The sequence below is a fragment of the Bradyrhizobium sp. Kon56 genome, from assembly GCF_055807635.1.
On the sequence record NZ_JBVVOU010000003.1, the window covers coordinates 343,938 to 368,979 of the forward strand.

At 59.9% G+C, this 25,042-nt stretch carries 22 protein-coding genes; 2 read left to right on the plus strand and 20 right to left on the minus strand.

Features of this window, described 5'->3' with window-relative positions; genetic code table 11:
• Positions 1-181 precede the first annotated feature (181 nt).
• The 3 genes from AC0L3B_RS07265 to AC0L3B_RS07275 all read right to left on the minus strand — a co-directional run bounded on the left by AC0L3B_RS07265 (position 182) and on the right by AC0L3B_RS07275 (position 3,176).
• The gene (locus tag AC0L3B_RS07265; protein WP_473380230.1) at positions 182-1,639 is read right to left on the minus strand and encodes an NAD-dependent succinate-semialdehyde dehydrogenase; all 1,458 of its coding nucleotides are present in this window, start codon (positions 1,637-1,639) and stop codon (positions 182-184) included.
• Positions 1,640-1,881: 242 nt separating this feature from the next.
• Positions 1,882-2,238 carry a cupin domain-containing protein gene (locus AC0L3B_RS07270; protein ID WP_018453184.1) on the minus strand — a complete coding sequence of 119 codons (357 nt, stop codon included), beginning with the start codon at positions 2,236-2,238 and terminating at the stop codon, positions 1,882-1,884.
• A gap of 14 nt (positions 2,239-2,252) precedes the next feature.
• Positions 2,253-3,176, minus strand: a complete 924-nt coding sequence (locus tag AC0L3B_RS07275) for a 2-hydroxyacid dehydrogenase (protein ID WP_446480766.1) — start codon at positions 3,174-3,176, stop codon at positions 2,253-2,255.
• A 278-nt stretch (positions 3,177-3,454) separates the two neighbouring features.
• Between AC0L3B_RS07275 and AC0L3B_RS07280 the strand changes: the two genes are divergently transcribed.
• A complete protein-coding gene (locus AC0L3B_RS07280) occupies positions 3,455-4,333 on the plus strand; it encodes a GNAT family N-acetyltransferase (protein ID WP_085361110.1) in 879 nt (292 codons plus the stop codon).
• A 239-nt stretch (positions 4,334-4,572) separates the two neighbouring features.
• Here AC0L3B_RS07280 and gabD read toward each other — a convergent pair whose 3' ends face one another.
• The 14 genes from gabD to AC0L3B_RS07350 form a co-directional block, all read right to left on the minus strand.
• On the minus strand, positions 4,573-6,051 hold the full coding sequence (gabD, locus tag AC0L3B_RS07285) for an NADP-dependent succinate-semialdehyde dehydrogenase (protein WP_018453180.1): 1,479 nt from the start codon (positions 6,049-6,051) through the stop codon (positions 4,573-4,575).
• A 62-nt stretch (positions 6,052-6,113) separates the two neighbouring features.
• Positions 6,114-7,040: an alpha/beta fold hydrolase gene (locus AC0L3B_RS07290; protein WP_085361111.1), complete on the minus strand. Its 927-nt coding sequence runs from the start codon at positions 7,038-7,040 to the stop codon at positions 6,114-6,116.
• Between the two features lie 4 nt (positions 7,041-7,044).
• Complete coding sequence (locus AC0L3B_RS07295; protein ID WP_085361112.1) at positions 7,045-8,967, minus strand: acyl CoA:acetate/3-ketoacid CoA transferase; 1,923 nt, start codon at positions 8,965-8,967, stop codon at positions 7,045-7,047.
• Positions 8,967-10,088, minus strand: coding sequence for a class III poly(R)-hydroxyalkanoic acid synthase subunit PhaC (phaC, locus tag AC0L3B_RS07300; protein WP_018453177.1), 1,122 nt, complete (start codon positions 10,086-10,088; stop codon positions 8,967-8,969). Before phaC ends, AC0L3B_RS07295 begins: the two co-directional genes overlap by 1 nt.
• Complete coding sequence (locus AC0L3B_RS07305; RefSeq protein ID WP_039798611.1) at positions 10,085-10,759, minus strand: poly(R)-hydroxyalkanoic acid synthase subunit PhaE; 675 nt, start codon at positions 10,757-10,759, stop codon at positions 10,085-10,087. The genes phaC and AC0L3B_RS07305 overlap by 4 nt, the downstream gene beginning before the upstream one ends.
• 21 nt (positions 10,760-10,780) lie before the next feature.
• Positions 10,781-11,953 carry an iron-containing alcohol dehydrogenase gene (locus AC0L3B_RS07310; RefSeq protein ID WP_018453175.1) on the minus strand — a complete coding sequence of 391 codons (1,173 nt, stop codon included), beginning with the start codon at positions 11,951-11,953 and terminating at the stop codon, positions 10,781-10,783.
• Positions 11,950-12,564, minus strand: coding sequence for an adenylate kinase (locus AC0L3B_RS07315; RefSeq protein WP_026232477.1), 615 nt, complete (start codon positions 12,562-12,564; stop codon positions 11,950-11,952). The genes AC0L3B_RS07310 and AC0L3B_RS07315 overlap by 4 nt, the downstream gene beginning before the upstream one ends.
• Positions 12,565-12,585: 21 nt before the next feature.
• Entirely contained in the window at positions 12,586-13,113 is a 528-nt protein-coding gene (ppa, locus tag AC0L3B_RS07320; RefSeq protein WP_018453173.1) for an inorganic diphosphatase, read from the minus strand.
• Positions 13,110-15,164, minus strand: coding sequence for an acetate--CoA ligase (acs, locus tag AC0L3B_RS07325; protein WP_473380231.1), 2,055 nt, complete (start codon positions 15,162-15,164; stop codon positions 13,110-13,112). Before acs ends, ppa begins: the two co-directional genes overlap by 4 nt.
• Before the next feature lie 41 nt (positions 15,165-15,205).
• Positions 15,206-15,574, minus strand: coding sequence for a phasin family protein (locus AC0L3B_RS07330; RefSeq protein ID WP_240544017.1), 369 nt, complete (start codon positions 15,572-15,574; stop codon positions 15,206-15,208).
• A 73-nt stretch (positions 15,575-15,647) separates the two neighbouring features.
• The gene (locus tag AC0L3B_RS07335; protein ID WP_018453170.1) at positions 15,648-17,306 is read right to left on the minus strand and encodes an acetolactate synthase large subunit; all 1,659 of its coding nucleotides are present in this window, start codon (positions 17,304-17,306) and stop codon (positions 15,648-15,650) included.
• Between the two features lie 75 nt (positions 17,307-17,381).
• On the minus strand, positions 17,382-18,704 hold the full coding sequence (locus AC0L3B_RS07340; protein WP_210350919.1) for an MFS family transporter: 1,323 nt from the start codon (positions 18,702-18,704) through the stop codon (positions 17,382-17,384).
• Between the two features lie 4 nt (positions 18,705-18,708).
• Positions 18,709-19,746: an isocitrate/isopropylmalate dehydrogenase family protein gene (locus AC0L3B_RS07345; protein ID WP_085350786.1), complete on the minus strand. Its 1,038-nt coding sequence runs from the start codon at positions 19,744-19,746 to the stop codon at positions 18,709-18,711.
• A gap of 62 nt (positions 19,747-19,808) precedes the next feature.
• A complete protein-coding gene (locus AC0L3B_RS07350) occupies positions 19,809-21,068 on the minus strand; it encodes an MFS transporter (RefSeq protein ID WP_473380232.1) in 1,260 nt (419 codons plus the stop codon).
• 95 nt (positions 21,069-21,163) lie between these two features.
• On the opposite strand from AC0L3B_RS07350, the gene AC0L3B_RS07355 reads away from it, so the two are divergent.
• The gene (locus AC0L3B_RS07355; RefSeq protein WP_143273402.1) at positions 21,164-21,343 is read left to right on the plus strand and encodes a hypothetical protein; all 180 of its coding nucleotides are present in this window, start codon (positions 21,164-21,166) and stop codon (positions 21,341-21,343) included.
• A 120-nt stretch (positions 21,344-21,463) separates the two neighbouring features.
• Here AC0L3B_RS07355 and AC0L3B_RS07360 read toward each other — a convergent pair whose 3' ends face one another.
• The 3 genes from AC0L3B_RS07360 to AC0L3B_RS07370 all read right to left on the minus strand — a co-directional run bounded on the left by AC0L3B_RS07360 (position 21,464) and on the right by AC0L3B_RS07370 (position 24,994).
• Complete coding sequence (locus AC0L3B_RS07360; protein WP_085350788.1) at positions 21,464-22,261, minus strand: substrate-binding domain-containing protein; 798 nt, start codon at positions 22,259-22,261, stop codon at positions 21,464-21,466.
• Positions 22,262-22,338: 77 nt separating this feature from the next.
• A complete protein-coding gene (tcuC, locus tag AC0L3B_RS07365) occupies positions 22,339-23,646 on the minus strand; it encodes an MFS transporter (protein WP_018453164.1) in 1,308 nt (435 codons plus the stop codon).
• A gap of 271 nt (positions 23,647-23,917) precedes the next feature.
• The gene (locus tag AC0L3B_RS07370; RefSeq protein WP_085350789.1) at positions 23,918-24,994 is read right to left on the minus strand and encodes an ABC transporter substrate-binding protein; all 1,077 of its coding nucleotides are present in this window, start codon (positions 24,992-24,994) and stop codon (positions 23,918-23,920) included.
• Positions 24,995-25,042: the final 48 nt, after the last annotated feature.

Sequence of the window (25,042 nt, forward strand, 5' to 3'; positions counted from 1 at the left end):
TGTTGCGTGATGAATAAAGGGGGCGGTTTAACCGCCCCCTTTTTCTGTGTTCGAACTACTCATCCGACAAAATTGTGTTACTTCGCTGTTGAGGCATCATGCTGTTTACCCGCGCGGACGCGGTCCGCCGCAAAATCGAAGAACCCTTCGATTCCTCTCCTGAAACCAGGAGTCGCCCCCCTTATTCCAATCCGCCGACATGAAGCGTTTTGATCTCAAGATATTCATCTATCCCGAGCTGGGACCCTTCGCGCCCCAGCCCCGACTGCTTTACACCGCCGAACGGCGCGACCTCGGTCGAGATCAGGCCGGTGTTCAGGCCTACCATGCCGAATTCCAGCGCCTCGGCAACGCGCCATGAGCGCTTGAGGTTTTCAGTATAGAAATAGGCGGCAAGGCCGAAGGGCGTGCCGTTCGCGATCGCGATCGCTTCGTCCTCCGTCTCGAAGCGGAAAAGCGGCGCGACTGGTCCGAACGTCTCTTCTGAGGCCAAGAGCATGTCAGTCGTTGCCTCACCGAGCACGACGGGGCGGGCATATTGCCTACCTTCCGGCATACGTTCGCTCTGCGAGATGATCCTCGCGCCTTTGTCCAGGGCGTCTGTGACGTGCCGCTTGATCTTTTCTATCGCCGCGCCATTGACCATTGGTCCGATTTCGATGCCTTCTTCGGTGCCGGCCCCGACCTTCATTCTCGCGACCCGGCTGGCGAGCCTTTTCGCAAAGGCATCGTAAACGCCGGATTGCACCAGAATGCGATTGCAGCAAACGCAGGTCTGTCCGCCATTACGAAACTTCGACGCAATCGCGCCCTCGACGGCCCGGTCAACATCGGCATCATCAAAGACGATGAACGGCGCGTTGCCGCCGAGCTCGAGGCTGAGCTTCTTGATGTTGGCGGCGGCGCCTTTCATCAGCAATGCGCCGACGCGAGTCGACCCGGTAAACGAGATCTTGCGGACAGTTTCATTGTCCATCAGTTCCTGGCCGATTTCCGCGGGCATGCCCGTCACGATATTAATCACGCCCGCCGGGATCCCTGCCCGCTGCGCAAGAACGCCGATCGCGAGCGCCGAAAATGGCGTAAATTCAGATGGCTTGATGACCACGGTGCAGCCCGCAGCAAGCGCAGGTGCCACCTTGCGCGTGATCATGGCGTTAGGAAAGTTCCAGGGGGTGATGATCCCGCAGACGCCTACCGGCTCTTTCAGCACCAGAATGCGGCGATCGGCAGTGGGTGAAGGGATGGTCGATCCGTTGATCCGGCGTGTCTCTTCCGCAAACCATTTTACGAAGGATGCCCCATAGCGGATTTCTCCGAGCGATTCAGCAAGCGGCTTACCCTGTTCCAGAGTCAGCAAGAGCGCCAGATCCTGCTCATGCTGCCGCATCAGCTCATACCAACGCTCCAAAAGTGCCGCGCGTTCTGCATGAGTAGTCTTCTTCCAAGCTTTGAACGCATCAGCCGCAGCGTTGATTGCAGCCGCAGTCTCGTTACGCCCCATATCGGGGATGGTACCAAGGACGTTCTGGCTGGCAGGATCAATGACATTGACAGTGGCTTTCGCGCTCGCATCTCGCCAATTGCCGCCGATCAGCCCTTGCTGGCGAAACAGATCCTTGTCCTTCAATGCAATCATCTACATGTTCCTTTGCCTTCGGGCCCAACTCCGCCATTCCTGCTTGCCAACCGAGCAGGTCTGCACGACGAGAACGCTCTTGGATTTGCGACTGGCGAGCAAAGCCGGCTCATTTGAGCAATAAAGGCCGCACACCGCATTTTTTCATCGAGAATTGCCTGACGGCGCTGAAGCCGGTCAGGCGCGACTTTGAAAGTCGATTGTTCTGCCAAGCCAGATTTCGACCGCTCTGAGCATTGCGCTCAGTCATAAGCGCTGACGTAGATCTTTCGCACGGTCTCGATCGTGCGCCAGACGCCGACAAAGCCCGGTTTCATCACGAAGCTGTCGCCGCCGCGGTAAGTCCTGGTCTCACCACCCTTTTCCTCAATTTCGATGAGACCCGAGATGATGTGGCAGAACTCGTAAGTGGTGCCTTTGATGGAATGGGTCTCGCCGGGCGTTGCTTCCCAGACGCCGGTCAGCACCTTCTCGGCTTTGGAGGCGTCCTGCGCCCAGGTCTTGAAGGATGGATTGCCCGAAATGAGTCGTTCCGGAGCAGGCAAGGTGTTCTTTGGTGCGAAGTCCGGATTGGTATCGATAGTAATCAGAAGTGACATGGCATTATCCCTGGTTAATAGCCGAGTGTTCGATCAACAAGCCCGATCGGATTTTTTCCCGCGCGGTGGCGCCTGATGTTTTCTACGACGGATTGTGCCGCCGTATGCGGTTGCGTCACGGATGCGATGTGCGGCGTTATCATGACCTTCGGATGTGCCCAGAGCGCATGGCCTTCCGGCAGCGGCTCGGGGTCAGTGACATCGAGCATAGCTGCTGCAAGGCGGCCGCCGTCGAGCGCCTCGATGAGTGCGGCCTGATCGAGCTGCGGGCCGCGGCCGACATGCAGCAGTCGCGCTCCCATCGGCAAAAGCGAGAAGAGTTTTGCGTTCAGGAGGCCGCGGGTTTGCTCCGTCAGGGGCAGAAGACAGACGAGAATATCCGTTCCACTCAGGAAACTGCCCAGCTGATCGTCGCCATGAAAGCAGGTGACGCCCCCGACCACCTTTTTGCTGCGGCTCCATGCGGCAAGGGAAAATCCAAAGGGCTTGAGGCGATCGATTGCCGCTTGCGCCAGCATCCCAACGCCCAGGAAACCCACGCGGCGTTCGGTCGCCTGTGGAGTGACAATATCTTGCCACTCGCCCCTTCTCTGCTGCTCCCGATATGCGAGCATCTCGCGATGGAGCGCCAGCACGCCAAGCACGACGTATTCCTGCATCATGCGTATGATGCCATCCTCGACCATACGCACCAGCATCACATGATCGGGTATGATCTCGGGCACGAACTGGTCGACTCCGGCACCGATCGAAAAGAGCACCTCCAAATTGCGATAACGCGAGACGTCGTCCGGCACGTTCCAGGTCAGCAGATACCGCACCTTTTCCGGGTCGATGCTTTTCCTACCCTGGTAGAATTCCAGATCGGGGAGCTCGCGCGCAAATATCTGGCGGAAAATTGCGCCCCGAGCGGCATCGGAATTGAAAAGAAACCCCATCGAGGGACCCTTCGTGTCACGCGGCGAGATGCTTGATGACTTGTTGGCGCGCAGCGAGCTCGCCGGACATCTACAGCCTAGCGGCAAGCAGAAGCTTTCTCTGCCGAATATCGGTGCGCTATATGCCGAACATTTCGAACACTTGCACCAAAACAGGTGAAACCTGCTGGCTTTCCGTGCAATGCTGCGGCAAACACGTCTGCTGTCGCAACTGGGCAGCAGGTTCATAAAGCACGACAAGCCATAGACGTTGGCATTCCGCGAAGGAATGAACTGAGATGGGACGATCCGTACGCCTGAAGTCCTTCGAATTGGTCGCGCGCGACATTCGAGACGTTGATGTGAAGCTGCTCCACGCGCTCTCGATTGCCGTCGGCTGGCCGCATCGGCCAAAGGACTGGGATTTCCTGCGCCGCGCCGGTCAGGGCATCGTCGCTGTTGACGGCATCGGGCGCGTTTTCGGAAGTGCGATGTGGTTCCCCCACGGACGCGAATTCGCCACCATCGGCCTGGTACTCACATCGCCGCGCACCCAAGCACAAGGTACCGGCCGATGGCTGATGGAACAGGTGTTCGAACGGTGCGAGGATCGGAATCTTGCCCTGAACTCGACCGATGCTGCCTATCATCTTTATCTGTCGCTGGGCTTCACCAAGGAAGCGGTCGTGTATCAGTGGCAGGGAGAGATCGTATCACCCCTTCCACCGACATCAGTTCTGGATGGCGAATTGAGGTCGGCGTCAGCCGAAACTCTCAATGAGATTGCGGCGCTGGATGAGCGCGCATTCGGCACGAGCCGCCGGGAGCTGCTTGCTCTGCTTTCGGAAGGTGCGTCAATCTGTGTACTGCGCCGCGACGGCAAGACCGTCGGCTACTCCATGAAGCGCGAATTCGGGCGTGGTCACGTGATCGGTCCCATTGTCGCCAGCAATGATTATGACGCGATCCATCTCACGGCCGTGCATCTTAAGGATCTCACCGGCCGTTTCGCCCGCGTCGATACCCGGGAGCAAACGGGCCTGTTTGCTGACTATCTTCAGCAGAGCCGCCTCGCGATCAGCGAGACGGTCACAACCATGTCCAAGGGGCGGCGATTCCTCAACCGAAAGGAAAACGAGCCGTGGGTCTACGGATTGGCCGCTCACGCGTTGAGCTGAGCTGTGAAGCGAATTGTTAGTGGCGCCTGTCCCACGAATATAAATGATAACGACCACTTATTCGGCAACTTCGATTCCGGAGTGTCAGAAAAATTTTCGCGGCGAATTTCGATATTCCGAGCAACAAAACTAAACCGCTGAATGTTGCGACTATTCCCTACGTGGCCGCTCCCTCCCCATTCAAGCTACGGCCCGAAACGGTTTCCGCCCATGCGTTGTTCCGCGATGCCGGCAGCCGCTCAAGTGGCAGAACTCTGGATGATACCCATGCAGAGGTATTTGATTTCCAGATAGTCCTCGATGCCGTATTTCGAACCCTCACGGCCGTTGCCGCTCTCCTTGACGCCGCCGAACGGTGCAACCTCGGTCGAGATCAGGCCTTCGTTGATACCGACGATGCCGTACTCGAGCGCTTCGGCAACGCGCCAGACCCGTCCGATATCGCGGCCGTAGAAATAGGCCGCAAGTCCGAACTCGGTATCGTTCGCAAGGCGGATCGCTTCCTCTTCAGTCTTGAAGCGGAATACGGGCGCGACCGGGCCAAAAGTTTCCTCCCGGAAGATCAACATGTCCGGCGTGGCGTCCGCCAATACCGTCGGTTCAAAGAACGTGCGGCCAAGCGCATGGCGCTTCCCACCGATGGCGACGCGCGCTCCCTTGGAAACCGCATCGGAAACATGCTCTTCGACTTTCTCCACGGCGGCGATGTCGATCAGCGGACCAATCGCGACGCCGGGCTCGAACCCGTCACCGATCTTGAACGCACTAACCGCCTCAGCCAGACGCGAGACAAACAAATCGTAGATCTTGTCCTGCGCAAGGAAGCGATTGACGCAAACACAGGTCTGGCCGGCATTGCGGTATTTCGAAGCCATCGCGCCCTTGACCGCGGCATCGATGTCCGCATCGTCGAAGACGATGAACGGCGCGTTGCCGCCGAGCTCCATCGATGTCCGCTTCACCGTCGACGCGCTCTGCGCCATCAGCTTCTTGCCGATTTCGGTCGAACCCGTGAATGTCACCTTGCGTACGATCGGATTGGAGGTCATTTCGCCGCCGATCGCCGACGCCGAACCTGTGATGACGGACAGCACACCTTGAGGGACGCCTGCCCGCTCCGCCAGCAGCGCAAGCGCCAGCGCGGACAGTGGTGTCTGGCTTGCCGGCTTGACGACCATGGTGCAACCCGCCGCCAGGGCCGGGCCCGCCTTGCGCGTGATCATCGCGGCCGGAAAATTCCACGGGGTGATTGCGGCACAAACGCCGATCGGCTGCTTTAGCACGATGATGCGTCGGTCGGCCGTGAACCCCGGGATCGTATCGCCATAGACGCGTTTTGCTTCCTCGCCGAACCACTCGACGAAGCTTGCGGCATAGGCGATCTCGCCCTTGGCTTCAGCAAGCGGCTTGCCCTGCTCCGCCGTCATGATCGCACCGAGATCGTCCTGGTTCGCCATCATCAGATCGAACCAGCGTCGCAGGATCACGGCGCGCTCTTTCGCGGTACGGGCTCGCCACGCCGGTAGCGCAGCGTTGGCGAATTCGATCGCCCGCCGGGTCTCGGCCATCCCCATGTTGGGGACATGTCCGACCACGGCGCCGGTCGAGGGATTATCGACCGTGATGGTGGCGCCGTTATCGGCGGCTACCCACGCACCTGCCACCGGACAGGCATCGCGCAACAGGGTCGGATCTTTGAGCGTGAGTTTCGAAGCCATGATGAAGACAGCCAGGTTGGAATTAACACGTTATAATGCAGTTCGGCATGAAGCATTCAGCGCTAAGTGGAGTCGTGGCCGCTCAGAAACTGCGTCACGACCTCGATCTGTTCGTCAGCGATCAGGGCCGGCGCATGCCCGCAGTCCGCGACGGTGTGAACGCGGACATTGCGATTGCGCCGCATCATGTCCTTGAGGACGCCTTCGGAAAGCAAATCCGATTGCTGCCCGCGTATGACCAGAATGGGGACATCGATCGCATCCCAGTATTTCCAGAGATCGACGCTGTAGTGCCAAGGGTTTCGAAAGGCCTGAGCGATGTTCGCATCGCACAGCGGCTTGAAGCAGCGCCCCTCCACGCTCCAGGCCACGCTATGCGTTGTCAGATGCCGCCAGTGCACATCCTCCAATCGCCCGAAAGGCGCCAGAACCCGCCGGTAGTAGCCTTCGGCCTGTTCGATCGTCTCAAACGATTTGGGCGCCTCGTTGAGATTGGCACCGAGACGAAGCAATCCGGTCCAGGGCAGATAGGGTCCGATGTCGTTGATGACGATGCGACGGATCGGACTGCCCGGAAGGGCAGCCAGCACCATCCCGATCAAGCCGCCCAGCGACGTTCCAACCCAATCGATCTCCGTTGCACCAAGAGCTGCCATCAACACGGTCATGTCGCTGCAATATTGCGGCAAGGCATAGTCGCTGCTGTCGTGCAGCCGTTCGCTTTGTCCGCGGCCCGGCAAGTCCGGGCAGACGACCTGCCGCCCTGCCATTGCGAGAACTGCGGCGAGGTGATCGAAGTCCCGGCCGTTTCTGGTCAAGCCATGGACGCAGAGCACCGGCCGCACCGCGGGCGCGGGCCCCCAATCCGTGAATGCGATACGATGGAAGCTGCGCCGGGTCAGCCCGCGCACCGATCCGGTGCGGTCGGGCGCCCTCTGCCGTCCTTCAGGCCAGTCCGTGGGGCGCAACTCGGTGGATTTCAGCCCCATCGGTCTATTCGACAAACCGGTGGGCGTCGGCCGAGGTTTCGAAGATATGCGGCGCGACGTCGCGGCGGGCCAGCGCGTCGCCGAGCTTCAGGCGCATGAATGCGCTGGTGGTGTAGCGCGAGGCATGATCGTAGCAGGTCCGCTCGACCTCGGCGGCCATTGAAAACCATTTCTCCGTCATGTCGGGAGCGATGTAAGACGAATCGTAGTTGACGACTGCGGAAAACCGGCGTCCGACACGATGGAAGAGTTCGAGGATCGACGCCCGGATTACCTCGACGTCGGCATCTCTATGGACCCGATAGCCGTCAAGTCCGAGAAAAAGCGTGTTGCGATCGGCATCGTACGACAGCCGCTCCGCCAGCGGCCGATTGAGCAGCCGGTCGTCGAGCTGCATCAGGGCCTCGCTGAACAGCGAAACATCCATGGATTTCGGCGCGCGGATGATGGGCCGAAAGCCCATGAGCGCGAGAATGTCGCGCTCCATATCGATACCCGGCGCGATCTCGATCAGTTCGAGACCCTCGGGAGTGAGGCGGAACACGCATCGCTCCGTCACATAGAGAACGGGCTGCCTGTTGGTTGCGGCAAGCTGGCCCGAAAACGTGATCTGATCCACCTTGTCGATGAATTTCGAGGACTTGCCTTCGCTGAGGATCTTGAGCTGACCATCCACGACCGACGTCTTGAGCCCACCGGTGGTGAAGGTGCCTGCGAAGATCAGCCGGCGCGCATTCTGGGATATGTTGATGAAGCCGCCGGCGCCGGCCAGACGGCCATTGAACAGGCTGACGTTGACGTCGCCGCGGCCATTGACCTGAGCCATGCCGAGACAGGCCAGATCGAGCCCGCCGCCGTCGTAGAAATCGAACATCTGGTTCTGGTCGATGATCGATTCTGCATTGATCGAAGCACCGAAATCGAGACCGCCTTGCGGAATACCGCCGATGATGCCGGGCTCGGCAGTCAGCGTCACAAAGTCGAACAGCTTTTCTTCGGCGGCAACCGAGGCGACTCCCTCCGGCATGCCGATGCCGAGATTGACCACGCCGCCCATCGGCAATTCCAGGGCGCAGCGGCGCGCAATGATCTTGCGGTTATCCAGCGCCATCGGAACATTGCGATCGGCCGGCGCGCGCAATTCGCCCGAAAATGCTCCGTTGTAACCCGTGGCATAGGTCTGGACATGGTTTTCGGGCTGCGCAACGACGACGCAGTCGATCAAGACGCTCGGAATTTTGACGTGACGCGGATTGAGCGAGCCGGAGGCGGCGATGCGCTCCACCTGCGCGATGACGAATCCCTTGCAGTTCTTGGCGGCCGTTGCCAGCGCCAGATTGTCGAGGGTCAACGCCTCTTTTTCCATCGAGATGTTGCCGTTGTGGTCGGCGGTGGTACCTCTGATGATCGCAACGTTGATGGGAAATGCCTTGTAGAACAGCCATTGTTCGCCGTCGATTTCGATCATCCGCACCAGCTCTTCGGTGGTGCGCGCATTCAGCTTTCCGCCACCATTGGCCGGATCGACGAAGGTGCCGAGCCCGACCTTGGAGAGAAGCCCGGCCTTGCGCCCCGCAATTTCACGAAACAGATGCGATACGCATCCGAGCGGCAAGTTATAGGCCTCGACGTGATTGTCGACCGCCATCCGGGCGAGCTTCGGAACCAGGCCGAAATGTCCGCCGACCAGGCGTTTGATCAGGCCGGGATGCGCCAGGCGGTTGAGGCCGCGATCGGCGCCGTCTCCCGGCGCCGCCGCGAACACCAGCGAAAGGTCCCGCGGCTCTCCGGTCTGCACGAAACGCCGCTCCAGCGCCTTGATGATTTCATCGGGCGTTCCCACGCCGACGAAGCCGGACGAGGCGACGGTGTCACCGGAACGGATGATGGCAACCGCCTCGGCGGCGTCGACGATCTTGTTGCGCATCAGGCTTCACTTCCGGGATTGGCGTCGCGGGCGACCAGCCAGTCGGCAATGCTCTGGCTCAGCTTGCCCTGCGATTTGCTGGAGACGAACAGGCCGACATGGCCGCCGGGCAGCGGAATTTCGGTGTAATCCGTGCTGCCTATCTTCGCTCCGAGCGCGCGCGAGCAGTCCGGCGGAATGATATGGTCATCCAACGCAAAAACATTCAGCACGGGAGCCGTGATAGACTTCAGATCGACCCGACGGCCGGACAGTTCAAAGCTGCCATCGACCAGGCGGTTCTCCTGGTAGAGATCCTTCAGCCACTGCTTCGCCGCTCCGCCAGGATGATGCGGACGGTCCGCGAGCCACTTTTCCATGCGGAGGAAATTCATGAACTTGGCCTCGTCATCGACGACGTCGATGAGATCGACATTGTATTTCGTCAGTGAGCGCATCGGCGTCATCATCGAGAACACCGAGCTCATGAACTCGCCCGGCAGCACGCCGTAAGTATCGACCAGCTTGTCGATGTCATCAGGATCGAGGCTGCGGGTCCAAAGGTTGAGGAAGCCGTGGTGCGCGGCCTTGTCCTTGACATCGGCATGGAAGTCGATTGGGGTAATGGTGATGACGAGATTTTTGACCTTTTCCGGATGCAGAGCGGTGTAGCACGTCGTAAAGACGCCGCCTTCGCAGATGCCGAGCAGCGTGATCTTGTCATGGCCGGTTTCCTGCGCGATGCGGTCGACTGCGGCATCGATGTAGTCATCGACGTAATCATCAATTTTCAGCCATCGCTCGGTTCGGCCCGGCTGGCCCCAGTCGATCAGCCAGAGATCGAGCCCTTTTGAGAGAAGGCTGCGCACCAGCGAGCGGTCAGGCTGTAAATCAGCCATGGTATACCGCCCGATCAGGCCGTAGGCCAAAAGGACGGGCGTCTTCGCCGTCGCTTCCGCCATCGGCTCATAATGGAACAGCTCGACCTTGTCGCGGCGCATCATGAGATGCTTCGGTGTCGTGCCGATGGCGACGTCTTCATCCCGCGTATTGGCGATCAACTGTGTCGCCTTGAACATCTTCTCGGCGTTGGCCGCCATGTCCCGGGCGAAGCGCGAGGTTTGGTTCTCCTGATCGCTCATCGTGCGGCTTCGCTCTTCTGGTCGCGGATCTGGCGGGCGAGCGTACGGACTTCTCGGCGGAGTTCGGTCAATTGCTGCGTCACGTCGTCGAAATCCTTGCGGGTCGGCAGCCCCAACATGGCTGACGCGGCCTCAGCGACATCATCCTGCCGGCTCCGTAACTTCAATCCCGCCTGCAGCAGTTCCTTCTGAGCTTGCAAGAAGCCGTCGGTGCGCTGATTCCGGATCAGTTCCTCGTTGGAGATTTCGCTCCATTTGGCGAACGCCTCGCGCCACTCCGGATGCGGGGAGCCATCGCTACCGGTGGCGGACATCGTCTCGTAAAACCGCTTCGACGCTTCAGGCCATGGAGCGGCAGCAACCGCATTGTAGCTCGCAAGCCGCTGGCGCATCTCGATCCAGGCCCCAAAGGCCAACGCCATTTTCCGGTCGATGTCCCAGACGTCGGCCAGCCGCGGCCCCTGCGCCATCCGCTCGATCGCTGCCGACAGTTCGTTGCCGTCGCCAAAACCACCCGGCTTTTCCGACAGACGCGCCAGCATGAACGGTGCCATCGACCCCGACCACGCCTCGACCATGCGGTTCGAGGATTCGGCCATCGTCTGCCACAGCTTCGCCCATTCGAGGCCGGGATCGGAATCAGCGGAAGCCGATTTGTCGTTCTCGCTCATGCTGCTCACTCTTTGTGCCGCTCAGGCCGCCGCGCGGTTGCCGAACGCCTCGGTGTAGATCGCCAGCGCATCGTCGAAGCTCAATTCCCGCGGATTGTTCACGAGAAGCCGCGTCTGCTTCATCGCATCCTCGGCGAGCTTCTTCAGGTCGCCCCTCGCAATGCCGACATCGGCCAGCGAGGCCGGCACGTTGCAATCCCGGCAGATCGCCGCGATCGCATCGACGAACAGCCGTGCCCGCTGGCTGACGCTCATTCCTTCCGATTTGGGATCGACGATCGGCGCCAGTTCGGCGTAGAGGCCTTCCGCCTCCGGCAAATTGAACCGCAGCACCTGGGTCAGCACCAAGGCATTCGACAGGCCATGCGGCACGTGGAACAGCGCGCCGATCGGATAGGCCAGCGCGTGCACGGCGGCGACCGGGGAATTGGCGAACGCCATGCCGGCCAGCATCGAACCCAGCAGCATTTGCGACCGCGCTTCGAGATTAGATCCGTCCGCACAGACCGTCCGGACATTCGCCGACAGCAGGGCGAGAGCCTGCCGTGCCAACTGGTCCGACATCGGATTCTTCCGGTGCTTGCTGGTATAGGCTTCGATCGCATGGACCATGGCGTCGATGCCGGTCGCCGCGGTGACATGCGGCGGCAGGCCGAGCGTCAGCTCCGGATCGAGGATCGCCCAGTCCGGGAGCAGGCGGGGCGCAACGACGCCCTTTTTCTCGGTCGTCGGCGTGGTGACGATCGCAATCGGGGTCACCTCCGAGCCCGTTCCGGCCGTTGTCGGCACCAGCAGCAGCGGAAGGCGTTCGCCCTTGGCAAGGCCGACGCCGTAGATATCTTCGAGGCGATCAGGCGTTTTGGCCAGATAGGCCACCAACTTCGCGGTATCGAGCGCGCTGCCGCCGCCGATTGAGGCAACCAGCTCGATGTCCTTGTCACGACACAGTGCGACCGCCCGCTCGATGATATGCGACGGCGGATCCGCCTCCACATCTTCGAATATCGTCAGTTCGCAGCCGCCGGCAACCAGGCCAGCCTCGGCGTTTCTGGTCAGGCCTGCATTGCGTACGCCCTTATCCGTGACCAGCAGAACACGTTTTGCCCCGTATCCAGCGACCAACTCCGCCAGCTTTTTCGATGCGCCTGCCTCAAACAGGATGTTGGGGGGTGCCTGGAAGGTAAACGCTTTCATCTGACATCACTCCTGATCTGATCGGACGTTACTGCCGCAAGCGCCGCGGCGAGCTGTTCGGTCACGGCGTCAATCGGCTGCAAACCGTCGACGACGTTGAGCAGTCCCTGCGACCGGTAGTATTCCGTGACCGGCGCGGTTTGCTCGCGATAAACGCCGAGCCGGGTCTTGAAGACCTCGGGATTATCGTCGCGGCGCACCGGCTCGCCTCGGCTTGCCGCATCGTCGGCGCGCCCTTTGATGCGGTCGAGCAGCGCATCTTCGTCGACCTCGAGCTCAAGCACCGCATCGAGCTTGATGCCCCGGGTGGCGAGTTCCTGATCGAGCGCTTCGGCCTGCGCGACCGTGCGCGGGAAGCCGTCAAGGATAAAGCCGCTTACCGCATCGGAATGGTCGATACGATTAGCGATCACCGATACCACGACGTCGTCGGGCACAAGTTCACCCCGATCCATGATGTGCTTGACGCGCAATCCCGCAGCCGTGCCTTCCGCAACCGCCTGGCGCAGCATGTCGCCGGTCGACAATTGCGGGATCGCAAATCGAGTGACGATCCTCGTCGCCTGCGTGCCCTTACCTGCGCCTGGCGGCCCCAACAGAACCAGTCTCATATCATTGCCCATATCTCGGTTTCAGCTCTTTGCCCGCGCGATGGCCTCGACGATCAGCCGGCGCGCTTCGGCACTGTCGCCCCATCCGATCACCTTCACCCACTTCCCCGGCTCCAGATCCTTGTAGTGTTCAAAGAAGTGCTGGATCTGCTCGATCGCGATCTGCGGCATGTCGGCGATCCCGTTGACGTGTGCGTAGCGCATCGTCAGTTTCGGCATCGGCACGGCGATGATCTTCTCGTCGCCGCCGCCCTCGTCATCCATCTTGAGCACGCCGATCGGCCGCACATTGATTATGGCGCCAGGAGCGATCGGCCGCGAATTGGCCACGAGCACGTCGATCGGATCCCCATCGTCCGAAAGCGTGTGCGGAACGAAGCCGTAATTTCCGGGATAGCGCATCGGCGTATACAGGAAGCGGTCGACGAACAGCGCGCCCGCCGCCTTGTTCATTTCGTATTTGATCGGTTCACCGCCGATCGGAACCTCGATGATGACATTGACGTCCTCCGGGGGATTGTCGCCGATCGAAATCGCGTCGATATTCATTTCCGCGCCGCCTTTTGGCTATGGCGGTTTTTGATGAGATCATCGACCACCGCCGGATCCGCCAGGGTTGAGGTGTCCCCGAGCGCGCCGACTTCGTCCTCGGCGATTTTGCGCAGAATACGACGCATGATCTTTCCAGAGCGGGTCTTGGGCAGGCCCGGCGCAAACTGAATGACATCGGGTGCGGCGATCGGTCCGATCTCCTTGCGGACCCAGGCCACTAGTTCCTTGCGCAACTCTCCGGAGGGCTCCGCATCCGACATCAAGGTGACGTAGGCGTAGATGCCCTGCCCCTTGATGTCGTGCGGAAAACCGACAACAGCGGCTTCGGAAACCTTCTGATGTGCGACGAGCGCGCTTTCGACTTCGGCTGTCCCCATGCGATGACCGGATACGTTGATGACGTCGTCGACGCGGCCGGTGATCCAGTAGTAGCCGTCGGCGTCGCGCCGGCAGCCATCGCCGGTGAAATACTTGCCCGGATAGGTCGCGAAGTAGGTCTGCATGAAGCGCTCGTGGTCGCCGTAGACCGTGCGCATCTGGCCTGGCCAGGAATCGGCAATGACGAGATTGCCTTCGCATGCGCCGGTCAGCACGGCACCACTTGCGTCCACCACTTCCGGCATCACTCCGAAAAACGGCAGGGTTGCCGAACCGGGCTTCAAAGCCGTCGCGCCGGGAAGCGGCGAGATCAAGATGCCGCCTGTCTCGGTCTGCCACCAGGTATCGACGATCGGACAACGTCCATCGCCGACCACGCGGTGATACCAATCCCACGCTTCCGGATTGATCGGCTCGCCCACCGAGCCGAGCAAGCGCAGCGACGCACGGCTGGTCTGTTTGACCGGCTCTTCCCCCGCACCCATCAACGAACGGATCGCGGTCGGCGCGGTGTAGAAGATGTTGACCTTGTGTTTGTCGACGACCTGCCAAAAGCGCGATGTTGAGGGATAGTTCGGGATCCCCTCGAACATCAGCGTGGTCGCGCCGTTGGCCAGCGGCCCATAGACGATGTAGCTGTGGCCGGTGACCCAGCCGACATCGGCGGTGCACCAGTAGATGTCGCCGTCGTGATAGTCGAACACATACTGGTGCGTCATCGACGCAAAAACGAGATAGCCACCCGTGCTGTGAACGACGCCCTTTGGAGCACCGGTTGAACCCGACGTGTAAAGAAGGAATAGCGGATCCTCCGCGTTCATTTCGACCGGCGCGCAATCGGCCGAGGCCTTTGCCACCTCGTCCGCGTACCAGACGTCGCGGCCGTCGACCCAGTCGATGCCACCGCCGGTGCGCTTGACCACGATCATCGTCTTCACGATGCCGGCCACCTTCTTCAGCGCATCGTCGGCATTGACCTTCAGCGGTACCTTGCGCCCGCCGCGCAGCCCCTCATCGGCGGTGACCACGACTTTGGACTGGCAGCCCTCGATACGTCCGGCCAGGGCATCCGGCGAGAACCCGCCGAACACGATGGAATGGACCGCCCCGATTCGCGCGCAGGCGAGCATGGCATAGGCGGCTTCCGGAATCATGGGCAGGTAGATCGTGACGGTGTCGCCTTTCTTCACACCGTGACTTTTCAGGACATTCGCGACACGACAGACCTGATCGTGCAACTCCGCGTAGGTGATATGCCTGGATTCGGCGGGATCGTCGCCCTCCCAGATGATCGCGACCTGACCGGCACGCCGGGCAAGATGCCGGTCGATGCAGTTCATCGCCACATTCGTGGTGCCGTCCTCGAACCACTTGATCGAGACCTTGCCGGGCGCAAAGGAGGTATTCTTCACCTTCGTGAACGGCTTGATCCAGTCGATCCGCTTGCCATGCTCCGCCCAGAAAGCATCCGGCGTCGACACCGACGAAGCATACATGCTGCTGTATTTCGCAGCGTCAGCATGAGCCCGCCGTGCCCAGCCGGCCGGCACGTCATGGATCAGCGTATCTGACTTTTCCGTGCCCACCTTGGAGCCTCCCCGACGCACTGCGATGCGATTGTCGTGATCGGACGATGCACCGTCCGCGCTCGGAACGCGTGCAGGCAACATCCTGTGATCAGCGATTTGATTTCGCTCTGAGGCGACCGGCGCTACTTATTCAGGTCAACAGTCGACGGCTGGTTCACTGCACTTGCAAGCTCGCGAAACTGCGCGTTCATTTTTTCCATCTGCTCCTTGAGATGGCTCTGATAAACTGCACCCATTTCCTGCGGGTCCTTGGCATGCAACAGCCGTTGCGCAAGCTCGAAGCCCGAAGCCACATTTTCCTCGGCGAACGCGACGGCTCTTTCGTTCATCTCCTTCGCCGCCGAATAGGTTGAGCGAACGCTGGAATCGGCCTTCTCTCTCAACTTCTGGGATTCGGTTATGTATTTCGACACAGCCTCTTTCGCCTTGTCCAGCGTGGTCTGCGCCATTTCCCGCATCTTCTCAGCCTGCTCGTTGATCTGCTCACTCATTGCACTCTCCATTGCCGGCGCTTGCGACCACGCCAATTTCAGCTCAGCTCATCAATCGGCCCTCGCCGACGGCTCACACGGTCGGCTCAATAACCTGCTTCAGCTTCTCGCGAAGTTCATCCACGAGCACGCGGGTATTTTCGCTGTAGTCGATCGGCACGACGACGAGGTGCACACCGCCACCTTTGAAAGCGTTTTCGAGCGTCGGAATCAACGAATCCGTGCTTTCGACCCGCGAGCCTTTCGCGCCGTAGCTCTCGGCGTATTTGACGAAATCCGGATTCCCGAACGTGAGGCCAAAGTCCGGGAAACTATCGACCGCCTGTTTCCAGCGGATCATGCCATAGGCCGAATCTTCCAGGATCAGCACGACGAGATTCAATTTAAGGCGAACCGCGGTTTCCATCTCCTGCGAATTCATCATGAAGCCGCCGTCGCCGCAGACCGCGAGCACGCGGCGTTCCGGATGCAGCATCGCCGCCATCATGGCGGATGGCAGCCCGGCGCCCATTGTCGCGAGGGCATTGTCCAGCAGCAGCGTGTTCGCCACATAGGTGCGGTAGTTGCGGGCGAACCAGATCTTGTACATCCCGTTATCCAGCGCGACGACGCCGTCTTCAGGGATGACCTTTCGCACATCGTGCACGATGCGTTGCGGCGTCGGGGGCCAACGGTCCTCGGTCGCGCGATCGCCGATCCGGGCCAGGATACTTTCGCGAAGGCTTAACAGCGCGCCGGCATGATGCAGCCGCCCCTCGAGACGATCGGCCAGCAACTCCAGGCTCGGTCCAACATCGCCGACCACTTCGCACTGCGGAAAGTAGACCCGCTCCACGTTGGCCGGCGTGTAGCTGACGTGGATGACTTGAGGACCTTTGGGGCCCATGATGAAGGGCGGCTTTTCGATGGTGTCGTGACCTATGGCAATAATCAGATCGGCTCGGTCGACCGCTTCATGAACGTAATCGCGCTCGCTGAGTGCAGCCGTCCCCATGTAGAGGTTGCTGCCGCCGGGTACCGTTCCCTTGCCCATTTGTGTGGTGAAGAACGGAATTTTCGTGCGGCGGACGAAGCCGCCGATGCCGGCCGTGCTGCGCGGCCGGGACGCGGCGGCGCCGAGCATGATCAAGGGCCGCTTGGCCTTGAGGATCATGTCGGCAGCGCGATCCAGCGAGGCACGATGGGCGACCGGGATCTCGATCGGATGCGGCGCCACCATCGCGACGTCTTCGGATTCCTCGCCCGCGATGTCCTCGGGCAGTTCCAGAAGAACCGGACCCGGACGCTCTTCCATGGCGATCCGGAAGGCATCGCGAACGATTGTCGGAATGCCGCTTGTGCTGACGATCTGGAGCGACAGCTTGGTCAACGGTTTGAAAGCGCTAACCACATCGACGATCTGGAATTTGGCCTGTCGGCTGCTCATGATGCCCTTCTGGCCCGTGAGCATGATCATGGGCATGGCGCCGAGCAGCGCGTAGGCGGCGCCAGTCGTCAGGTTCAATGCGCCAGGGCCAAGCGTGGTGATGCACACGCCGGGCTTGCCGGTCAGCCGTCCATAAGTCGCGGCCATGAAGGCCGCGCCCTGCTCGTGGCGTGTCAGGATCAGCTTGATCGACGAGTTGCGCAAGCTTTCCACGACATCGAGGTTCTCCTCGCCGGGAACGCCGAAAATTCGGTCGACGCCCTCGTTCTCGAGTGCGGCAACCAACAAATCTGATCCCTTGGCCATCAGCGCGTCTCTCCCATTCGAATTCAATGCTCTCCGGACGCCGTCGCAGGCATGACGGGGCCGTCGTGTTTCAGTTCAGATCCGGCCATCGCCGTCGAGATAGCCTCGCGTCCGCGTATCCGGCATCCAGAGCGACGCGACCAGGGCGACCAGCGCCATCGCCGCGACGTACCAGAAGAACAGGGTTTCGTATCCGGACGATTTCAGCGACAATGCAACATATTCCGCCGTTCCGCCGAACATCGCATTGGCAATCGCGTAGGGAAGTCCGACGCCTAGGGCGCGCACCTCGGGCGGAAACAGTTCGGCCTTCACGACGCCACTGATCGAGGTATAGAAGCACGCAATCACAAGACCGATCATGATCAGGCCAAAAACGGCGTAGACGTTGGTGGTGCTGGACAATGCCATCAATAGCGGCACCGCAGCGAGGGTAGCGCATGCGCTGAACAGGATCATGTTGTTGCGCCGGCCGATCCTGTCCGATAGCGCCCCGAACACCGGTTGCAGCAGCATGAAGGCGATCAGGGCAGCGGTCATGATCGAGCTGACCGTCTTGGCATCCAGCTTCACGCTGTTGACCAGGAATTTCTGCATGTAGGTCGTAAACGTATAGAAAAATAGCGATCCGCCGATCGTGAATGCGAGAACGATCAGCAGCGCGCGCTTATGATGCCAGAGGCCGGAGAGAGAACCTGCCTCCTTGCGGTGCATGGTCTCCGCCGAGGCCGTCTCCTGCAACGAGCGGCGGAGATACAACGCCACAACGGCCGCGACGGCGCCGAACAGGAAAGGCACCCGCCATCCCCATTCCTTCAGCTCGTCGAGCGACAAGGTTTGCTGCAGAACCACGACAACGAGGAGTGCGAGAAGTTGCCCGCCGATGAGCGTGACATACTGGAATGACGAATAGAACCCGCGGTTGCCCTTGCCGGCAATCTCGCTCATATAAGTTGCCGCCGTTCCATATTCCCCGCCGACCGACAGGCCTTGTGCCATGCGCGCAAACAGTAGGAGCGCCGGCGCCGCGGCGCCGATTGTTTGGTACGTGGGGAGCATTCCGATCATCAGCGATCCCGCGCACATCAGCAGCACCGACAGCACCATCGAATTCTTGCGGCCATGCGCATCGGCGATCCAGCCGAACAGCCAGCCACCGAGCGGCCGCATGAAGAACCCTACGGCGAAAATGCCGGCCGTCGCCAGCAACTGGCTGGTCTGGTCGCCAGACGGGAAGAACGCCGCCGCGAAATAGATCGAGGTAAATGCGTAAGCATAGAAGTCGTACCACTCGACCAGATTTCCGGACGACGCAGCCACAATCGCCTTGATACGCGAGAGCTTTTGCGCCGTGCTGTCAGCGGGGATTGTCGGGTGCGATGCAGCAATAGCAACCATTTGCTTAGCCTCCCAATCGACGGATGATGCTTTGCGTGAAGTCGCCAGTAGACGCCTTGCCGCCCAGATCGGGCGTGCGAACGCCGTCCTCGCGCAAGACCTGATCAATTGCCGTTCTAAGACGGTTTGCGAGATCAGGCTGATCAATGTGCTCCAGCATCAGCCCGACCGCCAGCAATAAAGCGAGCGGATTGGCGATTCCCTTGCCGGCAATATCCGGTGCCGAGCCGTGCACGGCCTCGAAGATCGCCGCATCCGGACCGATGTTGGCGCCGGGCGCCATGCCGAGGCCGCCGACCAGACCGGCGAGCTGATCCGACAGGATGTCACCGAACAAATTGGTAGTGACGATGACGTCGAACTGCCAGGGATTCATGACGAGCTGCATCGCCGTGGCATCGACGATGCGATCGTCCATCTTGACCCTGCCCTCGTACTTCTTTGCAACCTCGTGACCGACCTCGAGAAAGATGCCGGTCAGCGCCTTCAGCACGTTGGCCTTGTGCACGACGGTCACCTTCTTGCGACCGTTCTTGAGCGCGTAGTCGAATGCGAATTCGATGATCTTGCGCGATCCTTCACGCGTATTGACCCCGGTCGAAATGGCGACCGCGTGCGGATCTTCCCCAATTGGAATATAGTGTTCGAAAGCGACATAGAGCCCGCCGAGGTTCTCGCGCACCAGCACGATATCGATTTCGTCGAATCGTCCTCCGGGAACCATGCTTCGAACCGGCCGCAAATTGGCGTAGAGGCCGAATTCTTCGCGCAGACGAACATTGATCGAGCGGAATCCTCCCCCCACCGGCGTCGTTAGCGGGCCCTTCAGGGCGAGCCGCGTACGTCGGATGCTGTCCAGCGTCGCCTGCGGCAGCGGATCACGGCTTTCCTCGATCGCGGCCAGGCCACCCTGCTGGATGTCCCATTCGAATGGAGAGCCGAGCGCTTCGAGAATGTCGACGGCCGATTTCACGATCTCGGGGCCGATACCATCGCCTGGAATGAGCGTAGCGGGCCGCTTCGATTTGGATTGAGCAGGCATTACTATGTCCTCGAAGATGAGAGCCGCGGGGTTTTGTGAATGTCAGACATGCTGCCTTGCACTCAATGTACGGGGCTTGCGGCGGAGGTGGCGGGTAGAGTTTCCTGCTTGCTGATCCAAAGCACCGCGATGATCCCGGCGATTTGAAGCAAAGCCAGCGGTATCAAGGCCATGGGGAAGCTACCCGTCGCCTCCTTAATGACGCCGAGCAGCCACACCGCGCCAGAAGTGCCGATGTGCGACAGGGTATTGATGCCGGCAATTCCGGCCGCAGCAGTTGCCGGAGAGAGTGTCCCAGTCGCCAGGGCCCAGAATGGTCCCTTGATCGAATAATTACCGATCAAGACCACGCTCAGAATAGCAAGCGTCACGGGCAATGAGCTCGTGAGCATGGTCGCAAGCAGCGCCGTTGCGCATAACGCAAGTGGTATTGCGGTGTTTTGGGCATGGGCGTTCGACCTGTCCGAATATCTTCCCCAAAAGATCATCGCAACGGAGGCGATGCCAAATGGGATGGCATTCAGGAAGCCGGTCTCCATGTTGGACATCCCGAACGATTTCACGATCTGAGGCTGCCACAGCGACAACGCGTTGCTCGTGGCCGAGCTTCCCGCATAGATCAAACCGAGGATGAGCACATATTTGTTGGTCAGAATTTGCCACAGCGACATGTGGCCGACCTGCTTCGCCATCGATCGTTCGGACTGCAGGCGCGCGTCGAGCCAATTGCGCGCCTCCGGCTCGAGCCATTTTGCATCAGCGGGTCTGTTCGGAAGCCCGAAGAACGAGACCAGGCCGAGCAGGACGGCCGGAATGGCTTCAACGATGAAAAGCCATTGCCAACCACGAAGGCCGAGCACGCCATCCATCGCCAGCAAAGCGCCGGATATTGGCGATCCCAAAAAGCTCGATAGCGGTATCGCCACCATGAAAACCGCAACGATCCGTGCGCGATAGGCCGCCGGAAACCAGAAGGTCAGATACAGGATCACACCAGGAAAGAACCCGGCCTCCGCTGCACCCAACAAGAAGCGGCTCAGATAAAAAGTAATCGGCCCTACCGCAAAAGCGGAGAGAATACCGACTATCCCCCATGTGATCATAATGCGCGCGATCCAGATCCGCGCGCCAACTTTCTGCATCGCCAGATTACTGGGGACCTCGAAAAGAATGTAGGCGATATAGAACAGCGCCCCGCCCGCCCCGAAGGCAGCCTGCGTCAGGCCCAGGTCCTTGTTCATTTGCAGGGCCGCAAACCCGGCATTGACGCGGTCAACGTATGAAATGAAATAGCACACCATGAAAACGGAAGCAGGCGCCATGTAATGCGGCGCATGGTTTCCGCTTCGATCCTCGGTAGCGGCGCGGAATTCGTTGGCATGGCGTCCTCGTTTCGGGTTGACGGTCAGGCAGCGAGTTGGCGCAGGACGTATTGAAAAATTCCGCCGTTGCGGAAATATTCGAGCTCGTCGAGCGCATCGATGCGGCAGGTCAAGGGTATGATGGCCTTATTCGCACCATCGGACTCGCGGATCTCGATCGCGAGCTTCTGGAGATGCTGGGAAGGCCATTCTTTTCCGCTGCGGCAAGCGAATAGTAGGCGTAGCTCTTTGCACCGACGACAAGTGTCTGGCGTGCGCCGAAGCTGTTGAGATACTGCTTCATTATCAAGTCCCCCTTCGCTGGAATCGTCCGCCTCGCGCAGATCTGAAGCGGTCTATTTCTCCGATGCTGCAAAGGGATCGAGACCCGCTTTTTTCAGGGCCGGAGCAGCAGCAGCTGAAGCGAGGAAGGCAATCAGAGCCCGTCCGGCTTCCGGCTGACTGGCACCGGAGGTTATGCCTGCAGAAAAGATCGTGATTTTCTGGACGTCTGGCGGGAGCGGCCCGACAAGGTCGGCTCCAGCGATCGGCAGAAGTTCACTGATCTGTTGAAAGCCGAGTTCGGCGTCACCTCGTGCAACAACACTCGCGACCGGCTCCGCCGGAATCATTTTGGCCTTGTCCTTCATCTCGGCGGCGATCCCGAGACGCTTGAACAGCTCGGTGCCCACATAGACGCCGCTGGCGCTGTCGGAGTATGCAACTGACTTCGCGTTCAACAGTGCCTGCTTCAATGCGTCAGGAGTACCGATATCAGGCTTTGGCGTTCCGGCGCGTACCGCGATCCCGATCGGCGAGCGTACCAGGTCGACGCGGCTGGTTCTGACCGCCCTGCCCTGCTCGATCATCTCGCCAAGCGCGTCGCCGACCATGATGAGCACGTCCGCCGCCTCGCCGCGTGCCAGTCGCACGGGGATGGCGTTCTCCGTCGTTCCCATCGAGGGGCCATAGGCCGTGACGACCGTATTTCCCGTCGCGCGTTCAAATTGCGGTACGAGCTCCTTATAAGGCGTCGCCAAGCCTCCCGATATCATGACCCTGACTTCGGACGCCTTGGCGATTCCAGCCGCGGCCGCCAAGACAATCAGCAAGCTTAGCGCAACTAGCCTGCGCACGACGATCGTCACGCTCATCGGCAATTTCCTTCGATGCAATTATTCGAGGACTGTGCTTGCTCGATGACGGTCGACGTCATCGAGCACTTTGGTGGTCACGTCCCTATCACCGTCTCGACCGAATTGGCGCCGGATAGCGCGCGTCGTTGTTGCGGCCTGTAAACGAGGTACGTCCCGGCCAGACCACAGAGCGCTGCCGCGCTCATCCAATATCCCGGCGACGCATTGTCACCAGTGGCAGCGATCAGCCAGGTGCAGATCGCTGCCGTAAACCCGCCGAACGTCGTTGCCAGACTATATGCGAGGGAGAATCCCGACGTTCGTACACCCACCGGCATGACTTCGGTCAATGCGACGATCATCGCGCCGTTGTAGCTGGCGTAGATGAAAGACAACCAAAGTAGGACCGTCAGCATCTTCGGGAACGTCGGGCCTGCGGCCAACCAGGAAAGCGCGGGATATGCAGTCAGAAATGCCAAAGTCGAAAAGGCGATGAGGATCGGCCGACGACCAATCCGATCGGACAACGAGCCCATGATGGGAAGCCAGATGAAGTTCGATATTCCCACGCAAATCGTCACGATCAGGCCATCGGCCGCGGTCAGCTTGAGGACCGATTTGCCGAATGTCGGCGTGTAGACGGTAATGAGGTAGAACGACACCGTGGTCATGATCACCATCATCATCCCGGCAAGCACAATGCTCCAGTTTGCGAGGATGGAGCGATAGATCTCGCGGGGTGTCGGATGATGCTTCCGCGCCAGGAATTCATCGGTTTCCTGCAGCGAGCGTCGAATGAAGAATACGAAAGGAACGATCAGGCAGCCGATGAAGAACGGAATACGCCAGCCCCAATCGTCAAGCTGCGCCGGTGCAAGCCATGCATTGAGAGCGAAACCCAGCGAGGCCGAGACGATGATCGCGACCTGTTGACTTGCCGATTGCCAGCTGGCGTAAAAACCCTTCTTTCCCGGTGTGGCCATTTCCGAGAGATAGACGGAAACCCCACCAAGCTCGACGCCAGCCGAGAAGCCTTGCAGCAGGCGTCCGATCAAGACGAGGATCGGGGCCAATATGCCAATGGTTGCGTAACTTGGCACGAACGCGATGAGCACCGTGCCGGCAGCCATGATCGACAGTGTAACGATCAGGCCTTGGCGCCGGCCGATCCGATCCACGTAGGCGCCGAGGATGATGGCGCCGAGCGGGCGCATCAGAAAGCCTGCGCCAAACGCAACGAAGGTCAGCAGCAGTGACGCGTATTCATTTTCGAGTGGGAAGAATGCCTTGGCGATGTACGACGCGTAGACGCCCGACAGAAAGAAGTCGAACATCTCAAGAAAGTTGCCACTGGTGACGCGGAGCACCATGCCAAGCTTCGACTGTCCGGTGGTAACCGTCATGCCGTCCTCCCTTTTATCGTTTATGTTTTTTTGTCTTGTTCACCCGTCTTGCAGGTGTTGCAAACTTGATCGCGGCCGGATTGACCGATACGCGAGGAGCGATCGTTCAAGCTACGATTGCTGCCTCATCGTATATCAGCTGCCTGTCACCAACCTGTCGCTGCCGCACTCCGCAAGAAAATCGGTTTGAAGACGACGCGCTTGATGAGCCGGCAGATATGGGGGGCTTCTCTCGGATGTTATTCCGTCTGAAATCCAGATCCCTGGATTTCTATCGATCCTGCAACGCGCGGCGCCACTCTTTGAGGAAGCTCGCTCGTTTCGATTGATCGAGATAGGTGAGCAATTCTGCACCAATATGGATCGGCTTGACTGCGCCGCTGCGATCCGCAGGTATCACGCCTTCCGCGCCGAGACCGAGGCGCACAGGACCGACTGACCGGGCCAGGAGAAATTTCTGGCCGCGTTCTGAAAGCAGGTAATCAAGAAACAATTTCGCGGATTCCGGGTGGGGCGCGGTGACGGGTATAAAGGCTATTCGCGACATCAAGGTGATGTAGTCGGCAGGAAACACGATTCCGATAGAGGCATCTTCCTTGGCCCGTTCGATCGCGTAAGACCCTATCATGTTGTAGGCGAGCAGATGTTCGCCGGATGAAATCCGATCAAGCACCGTTCCGGTGGTCGAATAGAGCTTGATACCGGCGCTGCCAAACGCACGGACCAAATCCCACGTTGTCCTGGTGATTCCGGCATCGCGCGTGATGAACAGGAAACCGGTCCCGCTCTGCTCCGGGTCATAGGTTGCGATCTTACCTCGATAGATGTCAGGCTTTCGGCTTAGAAGGCTCTTCAGGTCAGTGCGGGTTCGGGGTACATCGGACTCCGCAACGAGATTCTTGTTATAAACAATGACAATCGGCTCCGCCGTGATGGCATAGGCTTCGTCTTTCCAGATGGCCCAATCCGGGATATGCGCAATTTCCTTCGAGACATAGGGTTGAGCATAGCCGTCATTGACGAGCTTGATCTGCAGATCCATCGCGGAGCTCCAGACAATGTCTCCGGGTGCTGCGCTGGAGGTCGAGGGATCCACGACTTGATTGTAGATATCGTTCGAGTTGATCTTTGTATGGACGATCTCGATGTCCGGATGACTTGCCCGGAAATCGGCAAGCAAGTCGGCGACGTCCGCGTCCTGGGTCGTCGATACGATGTTGAGTTGCTCTCGAGCTCCGGCGATAGCGGATGCTTGCCCTTTGAGAGGGCCGAGCTGCGCCTGCTCCGACATGGCAGGCCACGTCAGCAAGATCCCAACGCACAAGGCCAAGGCTTTGGCAGCCGCCATCGTGACGTTTCCTCGTCCATGAGCCGCTTTGCGGACTTCAGTTTGTTC

Excerpts from the sequence above, each read along its gene's own strand:
- AC0L3B_RS07265 (WP_473380230.1), bottom strand. The coding sequence starts at position 1,639 with ATGATTGCATTGAAGGACAAGGATCTGTTTCGCCAGCAAGGGCTGATC.
- AC0L3B_RS07270 (WP_018453184.1), bottom strand. The coding sequence starts at position 2,238 with ATGTCACTTCTGATTACTATCGATACCAATCCGGACTTCGCACCAAAG.
- AC0L3B_RS07275 (WP_446480766.1), bottom strand. The coding sequence starts at position 3,176 with ATGGGGTTTCTTTTCAATTCCGATGCCGCTCGGGGCGCAATTTTCCGC.
- AC0L3B_RS07280 (WP_085361110.1), top strand. The coding sequence starts at position 3,455 with ATGGGACGATCCGTACGCCTGAAGTCCTTCGAATTGGTCGCGCGCGAC.
- gabD (WP_018453180.1), bottom strand. The coding sequence starts at position 6,051 with ATGGCTTCGAAACTCACGCTCAAAGATCCGACCCTGTTGCGCGATGCC.
- AC0L3B_RS07290 (WP_085361111.1), bottom strand. The coding sequence starts at position 7,040 with ATGGGGCTGAAATCCACCGAGTTGCGCCCCACGGACTGGCCTGAAGGA.
- AC0L3B_RS07295 (WP_085361112.1), bottom strand. The coding sequence starts at position 8,967 with ATGCGCAACAAGATCGTCGACGCCGCCGAGGCGGTTGCCATCATCCGT.
- phaC (WP_018453177.1), bottom strand. The coding sequence starts at position 10,088 with ATGAGCGATCAGGAGAACCAAACCTCGCGCTTCGCCCGGGACATGGCG.
- AC0L3B_RS07305 (WP_039798611.1), bottom strand. The coding sequence starts at position 10,759 with ATGAGCGAGAACGACAAATCGGCTTCCGCTGATTCCGATCCCGGCCTC.
- AC0L3B_RS07310 (WP_018453175.1), bottom strand. The coding sequence starts at position 11,953 with ATGAAAGCGTTTACCTTCCAGGCACCCCCCAACATCCTGTTTGAGGCA.
- AC0L3B_RS07315 (WP_026232477.1), bottom strand. The coding sequence starts at position 12,564 with ATGAGACTGGTTCTGTTGGGGCCGCCAGGCGCAGGTAAGGGCACGCAG.
- ppa (WP_018453173.1), bottom strand. The coding sequence starts at position 13,113 with ATGAATATCGACGCGATTTCGATCGGCGACAATCCCCCGGAGGACGTC.
- acs (WP_473380231.1), bottom strand. The coding sequence starts at position 15,164 with ATGTTGCCTGCACGCGTTCCGAGCGCGGACGGTGCATCGTCCGATCAC.
- AC0L3B_RS07330 (WP_240544017.1), bottom strand. The coding sequence starts at position 15,574 with ATGAGTGAGCAGATCAACGAGCAGGCTGAGAAGATGCGGGAAATGGCG.
- AC0L3B_RS07335 (WP_018453170.1), bottom strand. The coding sequence starts at position 17,306 with ATGGCCAAGGGATCAGATTTGTTGGTTGCCGCACTCGAGAACGAGGGC.
- AC0L3B_RS07340 (WP_210350919.1), bottom strand. The coding sequence starts at position 18,704 with ATGGTTGCTATTGCTGCATCGCACCCGACAATCCCCGCTGACAGCACG.
- AC0L3B_RS07345 (WP_085350786.1), bottom strand. The coding sequence starts at position 19,746 with ATGCCTGCTCAATCCAAATCGAAGCGGCCCGCTACGCTCATTCCAGGC.
- AC0L3B_RS07350 (WP_473380232.1), bottom strand. The coding sequence starts at position 21,068 with ATGGCGCCTGCTTCCGTTTTCATGGTGTGCTATTTCATTTCATACGTT.
- AC0L3B_RS07360 (WP_085350788.1), bottom strand. The coding sequence starts at position 22,261 with ATGAGCGTGACGATCGTCGTGCGCAGGCTAGTTGCGCTAAGCTTGCTG.
- tcuC (WP_018453164.1), bottom strand. The coding sequence starts at position 23,646 with ATGACGGTTACCACCGGACAGTCGAAGCTTGGCATGGTGCTCCGCGTC.
- AC0L3B_RS07370 (WP_085350789.1), bottom strand. The coding sequence starts at position 24,994 with ATGGCGGCTGCCAAAGCCTTGGCCTTGTGCGTTGGGATCTTGCTGACG.